This window comes from Shewanella sp. SM23, from assembly GCF_025654295.1.
Classification (GTDB): Bacteria; Pseudomonadota; Gammaproteobacteria; order Enterobacterales; family Shewanellaceae; genus Shewanella; species Shewanella oncorhynchi.
The window spans coordinates 17531-33705 of sequence record NZ_JAKKRM010000020.1 but is presented as its reverse complement, the minus strand read 5'-3'; the positions used below and the strand labels follow the sequence as shown (position 1 = coordinate 33705).

Annotated in this window: 11 protein-coding genes; 3 read left to right on the top strand and 8 right to left on the bottom strand. The window is 45.9% G+C overall.

The genetic code is table 11. The features are described from left to right. The first annotated feature begins 221 nt into the window (after window positions 1-221). Window positions 222-1262, top strand: a complete 1041-nt coding sequence (locus L5L98_RS19100; RefSeq protein WP_126490841.1) for an HDOD domain-containing protein — start codon at window positions 222-224, stop codon at window positions 1260-1262. Window positions 1263-1349: 87 nt separating this feature from the next. On the opposite strand, the gene glyS is transcribed toward L5L98_RS19100, so the two are convergent. Together glyS and glyQ are read right to left on the bottom strand one after the other, a co-directional pair. Continuing rightward, a complete protein-coding gene (gene glyS / locus L5L98_RS19095; protein ID WP_006083815.1) occupies window positions 1350-3419 on the bottom strand; it encodes a glycine--tRNA ligase subunit beta in 2070 nt (689 codons plus the stop codon). Window positions 3420-3429: 10 nt separating this feature from the next. Beyond that, window positions 3430-4335: a glycine--tRNA ligase subunit alpha gene (gene glyQ / locus L5L98_RS19090; protein ID WP_006083814.1), complete on the bottom strand. Its 906-nt coding sequence runs from the start codon at window positions 4333-4335 to the stop codon at window positions 3430-3432. A gap of 117 nt (window positions 4336-4452) precedes the next feature. Between glyQ and L5L98_RS19085 the strand changes: the two genes are divergently transcribed. Continuing rightward, the gene (locus L5L98_RS19085; protein ID WP_263142867.1) at window positions 4453-5046 is read left to right on the top strand and encodes a DNA-3-methyladenine glycosylase I; all 594 of its coding nucleotides are present in this window, start codon (window positions 4453-4455) and stop codon (window positions 5044-5046) included. 210 nt (window positions 5047-5256) lie between these two features. Here L5L98_RS19085 and L5L98_RS19080 read toward each other — a convergent pair whose 3' ends face one another. The 6 genes from L5L98_RS19080 to fadB form a co-directional block, all read right to left on the bottom strand. Next, window positions 5257-8445, bottom strand: a complete 3189-nt coding sequence (locus L5L98_RS19080; RefSeq protein WP_263142866.1) for an amidohydrolase family protein — start codon at window positions 8443-8445, stop codon at window positions 5257-5259. 261 nt (window positions 8446-8706) lie between these two features. Next, window positions 8707-9153 carry an MOSC domain-containing protein gene (locus tag L5L98_RS19075; RefSeq protein WP_006083811.1) on the bottom strand — a complete coding sequence of 149 codons (447 nt, stop codon included), beginning with the start codon at window positions 9151-9153 and terminating at the stop codon, window positions 8707-8709. Between the two features lie 47 nt (window positions 9154-9200). Next, window positions 9201-9446: a sulfurtransferase TusA gene (tusA, locus tag L5L98_RS19070; RefSeq protein ID WP_006083810.1), complete on the bottom strand. Its 246-nt coding sequence runs from the start codon at window positions 9444-9446 to the stop codon at window positions 9201-9203. Window positions 9447-9616: 170 nt separating this feature from the next. Beyond that, complete coding sequence (locus L5L98_RS19065) at window positions 9617-10780, bottom strand: diguanylate cyclase domain-containing protein (protein WP_006083809.1); 1164 nt, start codon at window positions 10778-10780, stop codon at window positions 9617-9619. 242 nt (window positions 10781-11022) lie between these two features. Next, window positions 11023-12186 carry an acetyl-CoA C-acyltransferase FadA gene (fadA, locus tag L5L98_RS19060; protein ID WP_006083808.1) on the bottom strand — a complete coding sequence of 388 codons (1164 nt, stop codon included), beginning with the start codon at window positions 12184-12186 and terminating at the stop codon, window positions 11023-11025. Between the two features lie 22 nt (window positions 12187-12208). Continuing rightward, entirely contained in the window at window positions 12209-14359 is a 2151-nt protein-coding gene (fadB, locus tag L5L98_RS19055) for a fatty acid oxidation complex subunit alpha FadB (protein WP_063883865.1), read from the bottom strand. Window positions 14360-14849: 490 nt separating this feature from the next. On the opposite strand from fadB, the gene pepQ reads away from it, so the two are divergent. Continuing rightward, window positions 14850-16172 (top strand): Xaa-Pro dipeptidase, encoded by a 1323-nt coding sequence (gene pepQ, locus L5L98_RS19050; protein ID WP_011981995.1) that lies wholly within the window; start codon window positions 14850-14852, stop codon window positions 16170-16172. Window positions 16173-16175: the final 3 nt, after the last annotated feature.

Here is a 16175-nt window from a genome sequence, read left to right as displayed (position 1 = left end):
AAGTTTTTTGAGGTTTCAAGTTGTAACCAAGATTGTCTTTATAAAGGCAGCAATAGCGGGATTGTAGACGTCAGAAATGAATTGAATATGTTACACTTAAGCAAGCCATTAGCATGTCTGCAACGTGTTTATATATAGCTTTAGCGGATCAAAATGGATTTATTATGGGCAATATTTAACTGACTTTTTAACAATTATTTATAATGATAGGTTGATGCTTCTTGATTAAATCACTTTTTAATAAGCTCTTTAATATTCGCGATACAGCGACGGTTGAGAGACCCAAAAGTTTTTCAACCACTGACTTAGGTAAGTCGCTTGAACCTGCGCGAAAGCCAGCTAAACCTCTCGAAGACATTAGTGTGGTATCAGTGGATTTAGCCGCACTCTTTTATAGTTTGTTGTTTCCGACACGGGTTAAGGACACTGGCGGTGTAGCTAATAATCTTGAACGCCGAGTCATGGCGGAGATAGAGCAGGCCCTGGCATCGCCACAAGTGATCGCCGAAAAAGTGCTAAAGCTGCCGTCAAAGGTATTGGAGCTAGATCGTAAGCTGGCCGATCCTCAGTTTGATATTAAGGATCTATTAGCGCTTATTGAGCGAGATCCTTTACTGAGTATTGAGGTACTTAAGCTATGTAATTCACCTGCGTTTAAACGTAGCGATAGGGATATCACCAGTTTGCAGCAGGCTTTGGTACAGCTTGGTCGTGAACAGTTGAGAAAGTTTGTCACCACTTGCCTAGTGCGTGAAATGTTGGATATCAAACCAATCTATTTTCGTCGTTTCGGCGCTGAAATTTGGCGCCACTCGATGCAGGTCGCCTTTCTCGCCAGTGAGTTAAGCGATGAAGATCAAGATACGGCTTTTTTATTGGGCTTATTGCATGATGTCGGCAAGCTGGCCATTTTCAAAATGCTCCTCGATGCGTTTGTGCAGGCAGAGCCGGGAGAGCAGCCTAATTCTGGGTTATTTAGACAAGTGATGACGACGAAATCGTTAACCTTAAGTTCATTGCTCGCTAAGCATTGGCAGCTACCCAATACCTTTGAAACAGAATTAGACAAGCTCGCCAGTGTGAACTCGCGCCCGCAAGCTGGGCTCGCCGCTGTGGTATGGCGGGCGAATGTGATCAGCGAGATTTCTATGCTGCATCAAGCAGGGCAATTATCTCCTGAAATACTGGCGAATTTACTGCAGCAAGTTAACTTAGATCAAACTCAATTTGATGGCTTACATCAAAAACTGACGCAGTTCTGATTGGGCAGCTTATGAAATCAGGACAATAAAAAACGCGCTATTTAGCGCGTTTTTTATAAAGCGATAATTTTAAAAGCTTTAGTATCATTATTGCAGTAGTGATATATCCGCGACGTGCAGGAACTGCTCGCGTAGATTATTCAACAATGCTAAACGATTGTTTTTCAACGCTTCATCATCTGCCATTACCATCACATCTTCGAAGAACTGATCCACGCTTTCACGTAGGCCAGCTAACAAGGTTAAGGCTTGTTGGTAATCGGCATTGGCAAACAATGGTGCCAGCAGTGGTTGTAGCTCGTTCAACTTGGCCGCTAATGCTTGTTCTGCGGCTTCGGTTAACAGACTCGCATTGATCGTTGTCGGTAAAGCACCTTCAACCTTAGCCAGAATGTTGGATACACGTTTGTTCGCTGCCGCAAGTGCGCTAGAAGCTTCTAGGCTTCTAAAGTGTGATACCGCATTGATACGGCTATCAAAATCAGCTGGGCGTGTTGGGCGACGTGCTAGCACGGCTAAGATCACATCAACACCAATGCCTTTATCTTGATACCAAGCGCGGAAGCGTGCCATTAAGAACTCTAACACTTCGTCGCTTGCATTGGCGTTGCTTAAGTTAGTGCCATGCAGAGCTTGTGCTTTAGCAATAAGATCAACTAAATCAAGTGGTAGCTTGTTTTCTACTATGATACGTAGTACGCCAATTGCTGCGCGGCGTAGGGCAAAGGGATCGGCTGCACCTTTAGGCGCTTGGCCAATACCAAAGATACCGACTAAAGTATCGAGCTTGTCTGCTAATGCAACTGCGCAAGATACACCTGCACTTGGCACTGTATCGCCAGAGAACTTAGGCTTGTATTGCTCTTCCATCGCAACTGCAACGGCTTCGGTTTCACCATCGAGGCGGGCGTAATGCATGCCCATAGTGCCTTGAGTATCGGTAAATTCCATCACCATATTGGTCATCAAATCGGTTTTAGATAACAAACCTGCACGGGCTGCATCAACCGCATTCGCGCCAGTTTGCTCGGCAATAAAGGCGGCTAGGGCAGAGATACGATTTACTTTGTCTTTTAATGTACCCAGCTGCTGTTGGAACAAGACTGTTTCTAAGCTAGGTAAACGTGATTCCAGCGTGTGTTTTTTATCGGTATTAAAGAAGAATTCGGCGTCGGCAAGACGTGGACGAACGACTTTCTCGTTACCAGAGATAATTTGCGCAGGATCTTTAGATTCTATGTTGGTCACAAAGATAAAGTTTGGCAGTAACTTGCCCGCGTCATCAAAGACTGGGAAGTATTTTTGATCGCCCTTCATGGTGTAGACCAAAGCTTCAGACGGTACACTTAAGAATTTTTCTTCGAAGCTGGCGGTCAATACCACTGGCCATTCAACCAAAGAGGCGACTTCTTCAAGTAGGCTATCTTCGATATCGGCTGTACCACCAATCTTAGCGGCGGCTTTTTCGGCATCGGCTTTGATCAATGCTTTACGGCTTTCGTAATCAGCGATGACTTTGCCTTTTTCTTTCAGGTCGGCAAGGTAGTGATCAGCATGAACTAATTCAAACTGTTTGAGTCCCATAAAGCGGTGACCGCGAACAGTGCGTGCCGATTTGATACCCAGCAATTCACCTTCAATCAACTCACTGCCTAACAACATAGTCGCGGTGTGCACAGGGCGAATAAATTGGGTTTTATTATTACCCCAACGCATTGGCTTAGGAATGGGCAATTTATCGAGTGCACGTTGAGCCATAGCAGCGATCAAACTTTTCGTTTCGACGCCTTCTACTTTGGCGTTATGGACTAACCATTCGCCTTTATCTGTGACTAAACGTTCTGCTTGCTCAACAGTAATACCATTCCCACGTGCCCAACCTTCGGCGGCTTTCGTCGGTTTGCCTTCAGCATCGAAGGCTGAACTCACGGCGGGGCCGCGTTTCTCAACCACTTTGTCGGCTTGTGCAAGGGCCAGTTCAGTGACGTTAATCGCCAGACGACGTGGCGCTGCGTACCAAACGGCAGAGCTAAATGCTAAATCGGCTTTGGCGAGTTCTTCGGTAAAGTTAGCTAAAAAGGATTCAGCCAGTTTACGCAGTGACTTAGGTGGTAACTCTTCTGTGCCTAACTCTATGAGTAAGTTTTCAAAATTCATGTTTTTACCTCTACTTACACATTGGGAAGCCAAGCGCTTCGCGTGCCTGATAATAAGATTCAGCGACCGCTTTCGCCATAGTACGAACGCGTAAGATGTAGCGTTGGCGCTCGGTCACTGAAATGGCATGGCGGGCATCGAGTAAGTTGAAGGCGTGCGAGGCTTTCATCACTTGCTCGTAGGCGGGCAGAGGTAAAGGTTTTTCCAGTGACAATAAATGCTGACACATTTTTTCGCACTGATCGAACAGGGTGAACATAAAGTCCACATCGGCGTGTTCGAAGTTATAGGTCGATTGTTCGACTTCGTTTTGATGGAACACATCGCCATAGGTGATGCGCCCCAGTGGACCATCGGTCCAAACAAGATCATAAACGCTATCAACACCTTGGATATACATAGCCAGACGCTCTAGGCCATAGGTGATTTCACCTGTGACTGGGCTGCATTCGATGCCGCCAACCTGTTGGAAGTAAGTAAACTGAGTTACTTCCATACCATTAAGCCAGATTTCCCAGCCTAAGCCCCAAGCACCTAGTGTTGGTGATTCCCAGTTATCTTCTACAAAGCGGATATCGTGGATTTGCGTATCGATACCCAGCGCTTGCAGTGAGCCTAAATACAGCTCTTGAATATTGTCAGGTGAAGGCTTCAACACGACTTGGAATTGGTAGTAGTGCTGCAGACGGTTAGGGTTTTCACCGTAACGACCGTCCGTAGGGCGGCGCGATGGCTGCACATAGGCACTGCTCATAGGTTCAGGCCCTAGAGAACGTAGGAAAGTTTGTGGGTGGAATGTTCCCGCGCCGACTTCCATATCTAGAGGTTGAACGATTGCACAGCCTTGCTGTGCCCAATATTCCTGCAGGGTGAGAATGAAACCCTGAAATGTTTTTACGTCGTGTTTTGTCGTCATGTCTACTTGTCTACTGCCGTCAGCCTGAATAGAAAATGGGTTCGATTATACCTTGTAGATATCTGCTTATGTAGGTTATTTTTTACCTTCTTAATTAAAACAATAAGGTTATATACCATGGAAGAGATCCGTTGTGGCTGGGTAAGTGATGATCCCTTGTATCGTGAGTATCATGACAAAGTGTGGGGGCGGCCGGTTCGAGATCCTAAGGAGCTGTTTGCTAAGTTGTGTTTAGATGGTCAACAGGCTGGATTATCGTGGATTACGATCCTGAAGAAACAACAAAACTATGAGCAGGCCTTTGCCAATTTTGAACCAGAAGCGATTGCTGGCTTTGATGAGGCAAAAGTGGAGGAACTTATGTTGAATCCCGGCATAGTGCGCAATCGCTTGAAGGTGAACTCTATCATCAAGAATGCCAAAGGATATTTGGCCTATACTGCCGATGGGAAGGATTTCTCTGCATTCTTATGGAGCTTTGTTGGGGGTAAGCCCATAGTTAATCAGTTTATTGCTATGTCGCAGGTTCCAGCGCAAACGCCAGAATCTGAAGCCATGTCAAAAGCGTTAAAGAAGCTTGGATTTAATTTCGTCGGCCCAACAATTTGTTATGCCTTTATGCAGGCGGTGGGGATGGTGAATGATCATCTAGTTGATTGTATTTCCTATCAGGCCTGTGTTGACTCCTGTGCCGGTCAGCATCACTGCTAACATCAGTAATCGTTCATCTTGCTGATGTGATGTAGGACAGTACTCATAGCAATATTCGAGTTCTTGTCCATATACACAATAAACAATGCACAAAATGTAAAAAAGCATGTTCCACGTGGAACATGCTTTTATCTTCATTGGTGATATCTGGTTAAACCAAATAATTAAAACAGGAAAGCAACTCTCCCATTCTAGCCTTGAGGATAGAGTTTAGATTTTCTCAAAGAAAAATGGCTTACGTTTTTCCTTATCCCCATTAAGCTCATTCATCGTCTCAGCATTAAAAAGCTTACCGTTGACCATGGTATAAGTGACTTTATCTGTGACGCGTATGTCGGTTAATGGATCACCATCAATAACGATTAAGTCTGCGAGCTTACCTGCTTTAATCGAGCCTAGCTGTTGTTCCATACCAAAGGTCGTCGCCGGATTAATGGTGGCCGTTTTCAATACCTCCATATTGCTCATGCCGCCTTGGGCGAACATCCACATTTCCCAATGTGCCGCTAAACCTTCACGCTGACCGTGGGCGCCAATATTTGGGTGGACTCCTAACTTATTGAGCTCGTTAGCGACTTTTGCAACATTGAAATGATTATAGTGGCCATCTGGAGCATGCGGGCGTCGCATTGATCTCGCCTGCAAGATATCGGCGGGGACATACATCGACAGGCGTGGATGCGCCCACACATCGGTTTTGTCGTACCAGTAGTTTTCGCCTGAAATGCCGCCATAGGCGACCACTAAGGTTGGGGTGTAACCGACTTTAGTCTGGCTCCAGAATTGTTTGATATCATTATAAATCGCTGCCACTGGCAGAGAGTGCTCAACCGTTGTGTGGCCATCGGCGACCATAGTGAGATTGTGCTGTAGCAAACTGCCACCTTCAGGCACGACCATCATTTCGAGTTCACGTGCGGCTGCGATGACTTGCTGCCTCTGATTTCGGCGTGGTTGGTTATAGCTTTTTACGCTAAACGCCCCGACTTTTTTCAGACGTTCAAGATGGAATTTAGCGTCATCCAGTGAGTCTATGTGTGATGTGTAGCCCGGCGCATTGGCACCATACAATATGGTACCAGTAGAGAAAATACGTGGGCCAACTATGTGTCCTGCTTTTTGTTGTTCGGAAGCGGCAAAAATCTCTGTCGTGTCATTCGAGGGATCGTGAATAGTGGTGACACCCAAAGATAAACCGGAATACAGCGCCCAGTTCTGTTGTGGCACAATTTCATCATCTGCTTGCGGTCCATGGGCGTGGGCATCGAATAGCCCTGGCATGATCGATTTTCCTTTGATGTCGATGATCTGTGCATCTTTAGGAATCCCGATATTGGCATCACCTACGGCGACAATATGATTATCTTTGACTATGACCACGCCATTGTCGATGACTTGGTCATTTTCCATTGTAATCACTTTGCCACCGACGAAGGCGATTGTTCCACGTGGAACATCGGCCTTTTCGGTAAAGCCTAAATTGATAATACTTGGTTGAGCCTTTTCTTCTTTATTGAGATATTGAGTATCAACCTTGGCTTGATAAAGTTCTGGGCCAAGCGTCCAATACAGTTGGTTGCTTTTACTGTTCCAACTGATACTTTCACCGGCGCGGACACTCAATTGACTTACGGGTAGATTGTTGGCATTGGGTCCAATCTCAACGGTTTCACCGTGTTTAGCAAAAGGCGTCACCCAAACCTTAAAGCGTTCAGCGAAGGCGAGTTGCTCACCATCGGGTGAAACCCTAAACTCAGTTGCATGTTTACTACTGTAATGAACTCGCTTATCGAAGCCATCTAAGTTGATAGATGATAACTGTGGCGTTTCATCTTCGCTGCTATTCATAAAAAAGACGCGATCGGCATTGACACCGAATTGAGCTTGGTAGCCATCGGCACTGATTTTCTTATTTTGTTTGCCTTTGATATCGACTTTATATAGTCCAGGCTCCTGCGACCAAGTTCTAGGTGTGAGGTTACCGCCTTGGGTTTTTCGATACACCACAAGTTCACCATCCGGTGAAAAGGTGGGTTCAACGTACTTTCCAGGCTCAGATGTTAGCTGCTTAGGTTTGCCACCTTTAGCGCTAATGACTTGCACTGTTCCTTGGTCTTGGTCATTCCAAGTGGTGAAAACAATATTTTTGCCATCGCGGGACCATTGGGGATACAGTTCTTCTATCCCATTATTGAGTTCAGTTAAGCGCGACATTTTTCCATCGGGTAATGATTTTAACCAAATCTTCCCTAGTGCTTCGAAGGCGACTTTACTGCCATCGGGAGAGACCTGCGCCATACGTAGCATTTTGACATCGAAAACATCTTTATCTATATCTTGCTTAAAGCGCACTGAGGGTTGTACAGCTAACTCAGTTTTTACGCTGAAGGGGATATCTGTGAGTGTTTTGCTGGCAACATTCAGGCGGTTAATCTTTCCCTTCGCCCAGAAGAAAATATCCTTGTTATCTTGAGTCCATGCCATTGTTGGATAGACGCCATGAATCGCCCAAGTCTCTTGCATATCACGGTCTAGTTCGCCAAACAGTTTAGTGGTTTCACCAGACTTGAGGTCGAGCAGGTAGAGTGACGAATTAAAATCATCGCGCTTTATATAGGCGAGCTTAGTGCCATCAGGACTTGGTGTTGGTCGAATTGCACCACCGGTACCTTCAATCAAAATTTCAATGTCACCGGTTTGGGTATCATAACGTTTGATTTTGTAGATACCGTTAACTGAGTCCTTTGAATAGTGGAATGTTTTGCCTGGCGTATCATCTTGGCTAAAGTAGATATAACGGCCATCGGGCGAGTACGCGGGTTCGCCTAAATCTTTCTGATCATTTGGGCGTTCAGTTAGTTTGACGCCTTCGCCGCCCGCTACGTGGTATAGCCACACTTCACCCGCACCTAAACTGCGGCTGGCGGTAAAATGCTTACGTGCAACAAGATACTGAGAGTCAGGGCTCCAAGCGGGACTGTTTAGCAGCCTGAATGTTTCTTGGGTGACAGTTCGTGGATTGCTGCCATCGGCATCCATGATCCAAATGTTGTCGCCGCCATCGCCATCCGAGGTAAATGCGATGTGTTTACCATCTGGGCTATAGACGGGCTGCATCTGCCAAGCAATACCTTGGGCTAATGGCCTAGCTTCACCGCCTGATACAGGGATTTGATAAATGTCGCCGAGTAAGTCGAAGACGACATGCTTGCCATCTGGACTGATACTAAGGTTCATCCAAGTACCTTCATTAACATCAATTTTGACTTGCTCTAAGGGAGCATTTGCTGGAGCGTTAACATTCCATTCGGCCTCCTTCGTTTCTGCTGCGTTAACGGCGAGGGTATTCATCCCTAGAGCGAGGGCGATATAAAGCGGAGTAAGTTTAGATTTCAACATGTCACTTCCTGTTATCGTTCTTATGGACTGCTTGAGTGGTATTAATATTAAGATGAACTTTTGTTAATACTCAGTCTAGTTATCGCATAAATAGATAAGAAGGAACACGTAAATACTGTTTCAATTGATGACCGAGCGAGGGATAAGTATGGCTATATGGAATGAGAGTTGGCGCAGCAGAAATAGAACCAAGTCACTTGGTTCTATTTACTGAGGAGTATGGATAATTAACTAAGAGTGGTCGACTAGCTGGGAATAAAATTAGCTTGGATTAACCAGAGTGATCTCATCACCTAAGTGGATCATGGCATCATTTAATACTCGGCAGGTTACACCGCCTCGCCAATCTGGCGTGAGCGCGGCCTCTAAACCGACATGTGCTATTTCCATTTTTTTACAGGGGTCGGTCTCACCCGTTATTTCAAGTCGCAACTCGCCGATCTGTAAATGTTTACCAACATCGGCACTGCTAAATACGAGATCATCAACGAGCAGATTTGCTCTGCGAGTCGTCCAAGGTAAATCTGACTCGATACTATGGCAGGCCTGTTGCCACTGAATTTTAGAAAGCACAGTGACTTGGCGTTTGCCTGGGCGACCAAACACATCTTTCTCTACGCCACTGAGTTGGGTGACATTGGCACAGAGAACTTCATTCATTGGGCCGCGTTTTACAGTTTTATAGGCAATCGCCAGCAGTTTTGGCATAGTTTCTCATATCCTTTGTTTTATGAGTAAGTCGTTAACGATACGACTTAAAGTCCTTTTTTGATCAAATATTGATATGGCGTTTGCGTGGTTTCACTGGCAATTAAGGTGTGATCCATAAACTCACAAAAGCTCGGAATATCGCGCGTCGTCGCAGGGTCATCGGCAATGATCAGCAGTGTCTCGCCGGCAGCCATTTGTCTTACCGTTTTACGCACCATCATTACAGGCTCTGGGCAGCGTAAACCAAGTGCATCGAGTCTATGCTGTGCGGTTGAGAAAGCGTCGTTCATATTACCTCTACTGAACGGTTAAGCAGAATTAGCTAATGTTACTCCAGCCCCCATGATAAACCAAGTTGGCGGTTTCAATTTGTGATCTAGTTTTATTGATGTGTTCTATCAATACGAATGTTAGATATTTAATGTTCCACGTGGAACATGATGACGAATGGGTTTAAAAATTACTCGACGGCTTTATCAACGCTTTGAGATTGAGAGATTGAATGGACATCAGCGGTACTATTCTCAGGTGCTAAATCATTTGCTGCCGCCATAGTTTGTTGCTGCTGTTTGGACGCACGTTTGTAGCTATACATTCGCTGATCGGCTTTATGAATTAAGCTATTGGCTTCTTCGTACTCATAGGGTCCAGTATCAATAATGCCAAAGCTTAAGGAAATATTGTTTAAACTGAGTTTTATTTTTTGATTGAATCGAGTGATGAAATTATCCCGAGCTTGTTCTTCACGGCAGTTAGGCATAATGATACAGAACTCATCTCCACCATATCGAAAGCAATGATCCTCGGCACGAGTGATTTCTTTAATCGCTTTTGCTACAGCGCGCAGTACTTCATCCCCAGATCTATGGCCTTGGGTGTCGTTGAATGATTTAAAATCATCTACGTCTAAGTAGATCACGCTGACGGGTTCGGCACGCCTTTGGGCGGCCCTTAGTATGCGCGTTGCGGTCTCTTGTAAATGCCTAACGTTGAGCAGGCCTGTTAAGGGATCGGTTTGCGACAGTTCTTCAAGCTGCTGCGTCCGCTCTTTGACTTTGCTTTCCATGCTTTGGGCATATTTTTCGGCTTTATCCTTAGCGTTCTCAATCTCGGATACTAAGCTGCGAATATAAGTATCAAATACCAGCGTGACATCAAACAGCACCAGTTTATCAATCGCGACACGGATACATTCGCCTTGATGTGTATCTTGCACTGAACAGTTGATCACGGCGTAGATAAGCTCTTTTAGTGTGTGTACCGCAGACAGGTAAAGCTTAGGCTCAACACCAATGCGTTTATGGACCAACCCAATCCGCAGGCGATTGTTTACGTACTCAAGATCATAAACACCATTAAATAAATCGAGCACATATCTTCTCTGTGCGGTACGTAAGCGTGCAAGGGTGTCTGAGTCTCCGATCAGCAGCGCAATTTCTGACACGCTGGTTTGTAAGCCATAAAAGTCATCGACGATTTTATCTATGTTTTCTTCAATGATGGGCTTAAAGGATTGCAGGGCCTTTACGTCCGCCCCAGTAAAAGAGAAGAGCGCCTTACGAGACTCGATCTCCAGCTCAGTGATCCGCATTTGTTCGAAAAGGGTCTGTTCCGTTTGTAGCATCAGGCATTCCTCTTGTAAAACAACGAATTGCATCCTTGCACTACACTGCCTAGATTTGGCTGATGATTGCTTGCCTGTTGTCGTCCACAATAGCCAGTGATGCCCTTGTAGTTAAGTTGATAACGGACTGATTTTCAAATGAACAGCAGAAGAAATGAGAAATATTAATATTTACGCTGGCAGAAAATTTGGCATAAAAAAGCCGGAACAAGTTCCGGCTTTGAAATTATTCGAGTAACGAATTAAACGCGTTCGAATACAGTGGCGATACCTTGGCCTAAACCAATACACATGGTCGCTAACCCTAAGGTCGCGTCTTTGTCTTCCATTAAGTTGATCAGCGTCGTAGAGATACGAGCGCCTGAACAACCCAGTGGGTGACCTAGTGCAATTGCGCCGCCGTTGAGGTTGATTTTGTCATCAACCACATCTGCTAAACCTAAATCTTTCACACAAGGTAAAGACTGAGCAGCAAACGCTTCGTTAAGTTCAATCACATCTAAATCGGCAACGGTAATACCGGCACGAGCCAGTGCTTTTTGCGTGGCTGGCACTGGGCCGTAACCCATGATAGCCGCGTCACAACCTGCAACCGCCATAGAGCGAATACGTGCACGAATCGGCAAGCCAAGTGCACGCGCTTTAGATTCTTCCATGATCAACATGGCTGAGGCGCCATCAGACAGTGCAGAAGAAGTACCAGCAGTCACAGTACCGTTTACTGGATCAAATACGGGACGCAGTGCAGCCAAAGATTCCATGGTAGTTTCTGGGCGGATCACTTCGTCTTGCAGTACTTTAATTAAGGCACCGTTAGCATCGTGACCTTCAATGCCATAGATTTCTTTGGCAAAGCGGCCTTCAACCGTCGCAGCATAAGCGCGTTGGTGTGAACGTACCGCAAAAGCATCTTGCTGTTCACGGGTAATACCGTGCAGTTTACCCAGCATTTCAGCCGTTAAACCCATCATGCCAGAGGCTTTTGCCACGTTGTTAGCAAGACCTGGGTGGAAGTCGACACCATGGCTCATCGGCACATGGCCCATGTGCTCTACGCCACCAATAATAAAGGTGTCGCCCATGCCAGTCATAATTGCACGTGCAGCTTGATGGATAGCATCCATTGATGAACCACATAGGCGGTTAACCGTCACAGCGCCAGCAGTCTTTGGAATGCCCGCTAATAGCGAAGCGTTACGGGCGATGTTGAAGCCTTGCTCTAGGGTTTGTTGCACACAACCCCAAATCACGTCTTCAATCAGGTTTGGGTCGAGTTGCGGGTTACGCAGCAACAGACCTTTCATTAATTCGGCAGACAGAGTTTCTGCACGCACATTACGAAATACGCCAGCCTTTGAGCGGCCCATCGGAGTACGGATGCAGTCTACGATAACAGCTTGTTTCATGATTAAATTCCTTTCCCGCTAATTAGGCTTGGTAGTAGCTACCGTTATTGGCTGCTAATGTGCGCATCGCATCTGTGACTTGATACAGACCGCCCAAGTGAGCGTATTTGTCTGCTAAGGCCACAAAGTTTGCGACACCCATGGTATCCAAGTAACGGAACACACCGCCTCTGAATGGCGGGAAACCTAAGCCATAAACTAGGCCCATATCCGCTTCGGCAGGCGATGCGACAATACCTTCTTCTAAACAGCGCACGGTTTCGATGATCATAGGGATCATAGTACGGGCAATAATGTCATCGGCTTCAAAGGCTTTTAACTCGCCAAAGGCATCTTTCAATAGACCGTAGCTTGTTGGATCGACATCTTTCTTCGGCTTGCCACGGCTATCGACTGAATAGACATAGAAACCTTTGCCATTTTTCTGGCCAAGACGTTTGTTCTCAAACATCACATCAATCGCGTCAGTACCAGATTTACCCATGCGATCAGGGAAACCTTCAGCCATAACGGCTTGGGCGTGATGACCTGTGTCTAAACCGACTACGTCGAGCAGGTAAGCTGGACCCATTGGCCAACCGAATTGTTTTTCCATCACTTTGTCGATTGCAGCAAAGTCGCCACCTTCGGCAAGTAAGCCGTTAAAGCCTGCAAAGTAAGGGAATAGTACGCGGTTAACGAAGAAGCCGGGGCAATCATTAACAACGATTGGGGTCTTGCCCATTTTGCTGGCATAAGCCACAACAGAGGCGATGGTTTCTTCAGAGCTGTGTTCGCCACGGATAACTTCGACCAACGGCATTTTGTGCACTGGGTTGAAGAAATGCATACCGCAGAAACGCTCAGGTTTCTTCATGCTCTTAGCGAGCAAGTTGATTGAAATTGTTGAAGTGTTTGACGCGATAATTGCATCTTCACTCACATAGCCTTCAACTTCGGCTAAAACCTGTGCTTTGATTTTTGGATGTTCAACAACGGCTTCAACGACAACATCACTGTGTTTAATCGCGGCATAATCTAACGAAGGCGTGATGTTGTTCAGCACTTTGGCCATTTTTTCTGGCGTTGAACGGCCACGGGCTACTTGGGCAGACAGCAGTTTAGCGGCTTCATTGAGGCCTAAATCTAATGCTGGCTGGGCAATGTCTTTCATGACAATCGGTGTGCCTTTACTGGCGCTTTGGTAAGCGATGCCGCCGCCCATAATGCCTGCGCCTAATACGGCCGCGTTGTTTACTTCTTTTGCTAACTTGCCGGCTTTCTTCGCTTTACCTTTAACAAATTGATCATTAAGGAAAATACCGATAAGTGCCTTAGCTACGTCAGTTTTAGCCAGCTTGATAAAAGCTTGATGTTCGATTTGTAATGCTTCAGCACGACCTTTAGTCGATGCTTGCTCAATTACGCTTACAGCAGCCATTGGTGCAGGGTAGTGTTTACCCGCAACCGCAAACACCATGCCTTTGGCTGTGGTGAATGACATCATAGCTTCAAGTTTTGGCAGTGTTAGCGCAGACAGTTTACGGTTACGACGTGCTTGCCAATCCAGCTTTTCAGCAACAGCATCTTTCAGCATTTGAATCGCAGCAGCTTCTAACGCTTGTGGTGCAACCACGGCATCAACAGCGCCGACTTTCAGTGCATCTTCAGCGCGTTGGTCTTTACCGGTCGTGATCCACTCAAGTGCGTTATCTGCACCAATCACACGTGGCAGACGAACTGTGCCGCCAAAACCTGGGATGATGCCGAGTTTAGTTTCAGGTAAACCGATTTTGGCTGTGGTGTCTGCGATACGGAAATCGGTTGCCAGAATGGTTTCACAGCCGCCACCTAAGGCAAAGCCTTTGATTGCTGATGCGGTTGGGAAAGGCAAGTCTTCGAGTTTGTTGAAGACTGCGTTAGCTTGTTCAACCCAAGAGAGCAATACGGCGTCATCTTGTGCGAACAGGCCTAAAAATTCGGTAATGTCGGCGCCCACAATAAAGGTATCTTTACTTGAGGTCAGCACTAACGCTTTGATATTGGAATCTTGCTTGATGCTGTCTAATGCCGCATCGAGCGAGGCGAGGGTTTCTCTGTCGAATTTGTTCACCGAACCGGGTGCGTTAAAGCACAGCTTGGCAATATTATCCTCGAGTAACTCAACCTGAATTGTAGGACTTTGGTAGATCATTGCTTGCTTCCTTTTGGCTTAAAAGTGATACCCACCATTATGTGTTGGTGCTAGTACGACTCTCTATCTCACAGCAGCTTCGGCCATCATTTGACCAGTTGTGTGCCAGTGTGCTTCGAAATTCGATAAATTACAACACCCAATTTAAACGACTGTTTAATTTCTTGTCGGCTAGAGTGATTTTTCACCTTTGTGATACACTGCACAGAGTGTAGAACACCTAGAATGCGTTAAATCACTTTGCGGATAAATAGGTCTTTGTGGCTGTTTACCTTAGACGTTTAAACGCTGCAGCCATGCTAGGGTTGAACATAACTCTTAAAGATAATCATGATGTTATCGCTTTAATGTTCTTTGTTCCGCGGCCATGTATTTTAGATTGAGTGACAGTTTAGTGTTTTGATTGAATCTGTTGTTCATGATCAGATTAAGAATATGTGAGCAAATTCGGCTCATATTATTAACTTTTATTCATTGCAGGAGATGACAAATGGATCAGTTGGCTCATCACTATCGTGCCCATATTGCCGAGTTAAACCGTCGAGTCGCAGAGATTTTGTCTCGAGAAGCCTTGTCTGGTTTAGTGATCCATTCGGGTCAGCCGCATCGGATGTTTTTGGATGATATCAATTATCCCTTTAAGGCAAACCCGCACTTCAAGGCATGGTTGCCTGTGTTGGATAATCCGAATTGTTGGTTAGTGGTCAACGGCCGTGATAAGCCGCAGCTGATTTTTTATCGTCCTGTGGATTTTTGGCACAAAGTGTCTGATGTACCTGATATGTTTTGGACTGAGTATTTCGATATTAAGCTGCTGACTAAGGCTGATAAGGTCGCTGAGTTTTTACCGACAGATATCGCTAATTGGGCCTATTTAGGTGAGCATTTAGATGTGGCCGAAGTGCTGGGTTTTACCAGTCGTAATCCCGATGCTGTGATGAGTTATTTGCATTACCACAGAACCACTAAAACCGAATATGAGCTGGAATGCATGCGCCGCGCGAATCAAATTGCGGTGCAGGGACATTTGGCTGCTAAAAATGCCTTTTATAATGGTGCGAGCGAGTTCGAAATCCAGCAGCACTATTTATCTGCAGTTGGCCAGAGCGAGAATGAGGTGCCCTATGGCAATATCATCGCCCTTAACCAAAATGCGGCGATTTTGCATTACACCGCACTTGAACACCAAAGCCCTGCGAAACGTTTGTCATTTCTTATCGATGCCGGCGCGAGTTACTTTGGCTATGCCTCTGATATCACCAGAACCTACGCATTCGAGAAGAATCGTTTCGATGAATTGATTACTGCGATGAACAAGGCGCAGCTAGAGCTTATCGACATGATGCGTCCGGGTGTGCGTTATCCCGATTTACACTTGGCCACCCATGCTAAAGTCGCGCAAATGCTATTGGATTTTGATTTAGCCACAGGTGATGCCCAAGGTTTGGTCGATCAAGGCATAACCAGTGCTTTCTTCCCACATGGCTTAGGCCACATGTTAGGCCTACAAGTACATGATGTTGGTGGCTTCTCCCACGATGAACGCGGTACTCATATCGCGGCGCCAGAGGCCCATCCATTCCTACGTTGCACCCGCATTTTAGCGCCAAACCAAGTGCTGACCATGGAACCTGGGTTATACATTATCGATACTCTGCTCAATGAGCTTAAACAAGATAGTCGTGGCCAACAGATCAACTGGCAAACGGTTGATGAGTTAAGACCTTTTGGCGGTATTCGTATCGAAGATAACGTCATAGTGCATCAAGATAGAAACGAGAACATGACCCGTGAACTCGGCTTGACCGATTGATCA

Excerpts from the sequence above, each read along its gene's own strand:
- glyS (WP_006083815.1), bottom strand. The coding sequence starts at position 3,419 with ATGAATTTTGAAAACTTACTCATAGAGTTAGGCACAGAAGAGTTACCA.
- glyQ (WP_006083814.1), bottom strand. The coding sequence starts at position 4,335 with ATGACGACAAAACACGACGTAAAAACATTTCAGGGTTTCATTCTCACC.
- L5L98_RS19085 (WP_263142867.1), top strand. The coding sequence starts at position 4,453 with ATGGAAGAGATCCGTTGTGGCTGGGTAAGTGATGATCCCTTGTATCGT.
- L5L98_RS19080 (WP_263142866.1), bottom strand. The coding sequence starts at position 8,445 with ATGTTGAAATCTAAACTTACTCCGCTTTATATCGCCCTCGCTCTAGGG.
- L5L98_RS19075 (WP_006083811.1), bottom strand. The coding sequence starts at position 9,153 with ATGCCAAAACTGCTGGCGATTGCCTATAAAACTGTAAAACGCGGCCCA.
- tusA (WP_006083810.1), bottom strand. The coding sequence starts at position 9,446 with ATGAACGACGCTTTCTCAACCGCACAGCATAGACTCGATGCACTTGGT.
- L5L98_RS19065 (WP_006083809.1), bottom strand. The coding sequence starts at position 10,780 with ATGCTACAAACGGAACAGACCCTTTTCGAACAAATGCGGATCACTGAG.
- fadA (WP_006083808.1), bottom strand. The coding sequence starts at position 12,186 with ATGAAACAAGCTGTTATCGTAGACTGCATCCGTACTCCGATGGGCCGC.
- fadB (WP_063883865.1), bottom strand. The coding sequence starts at position 14,359 with ATGATCTACCAAAGTCCTACAATTCAGGTTGAGTTACTCGAGGATAAT.
- pepQ (WP_011981995.1), top strand. The coding sequence starts at position 14,850 with ATGGATCAGTTGGCTCATCACTATCGTGCCCATATTGCCGAGTTAAAC.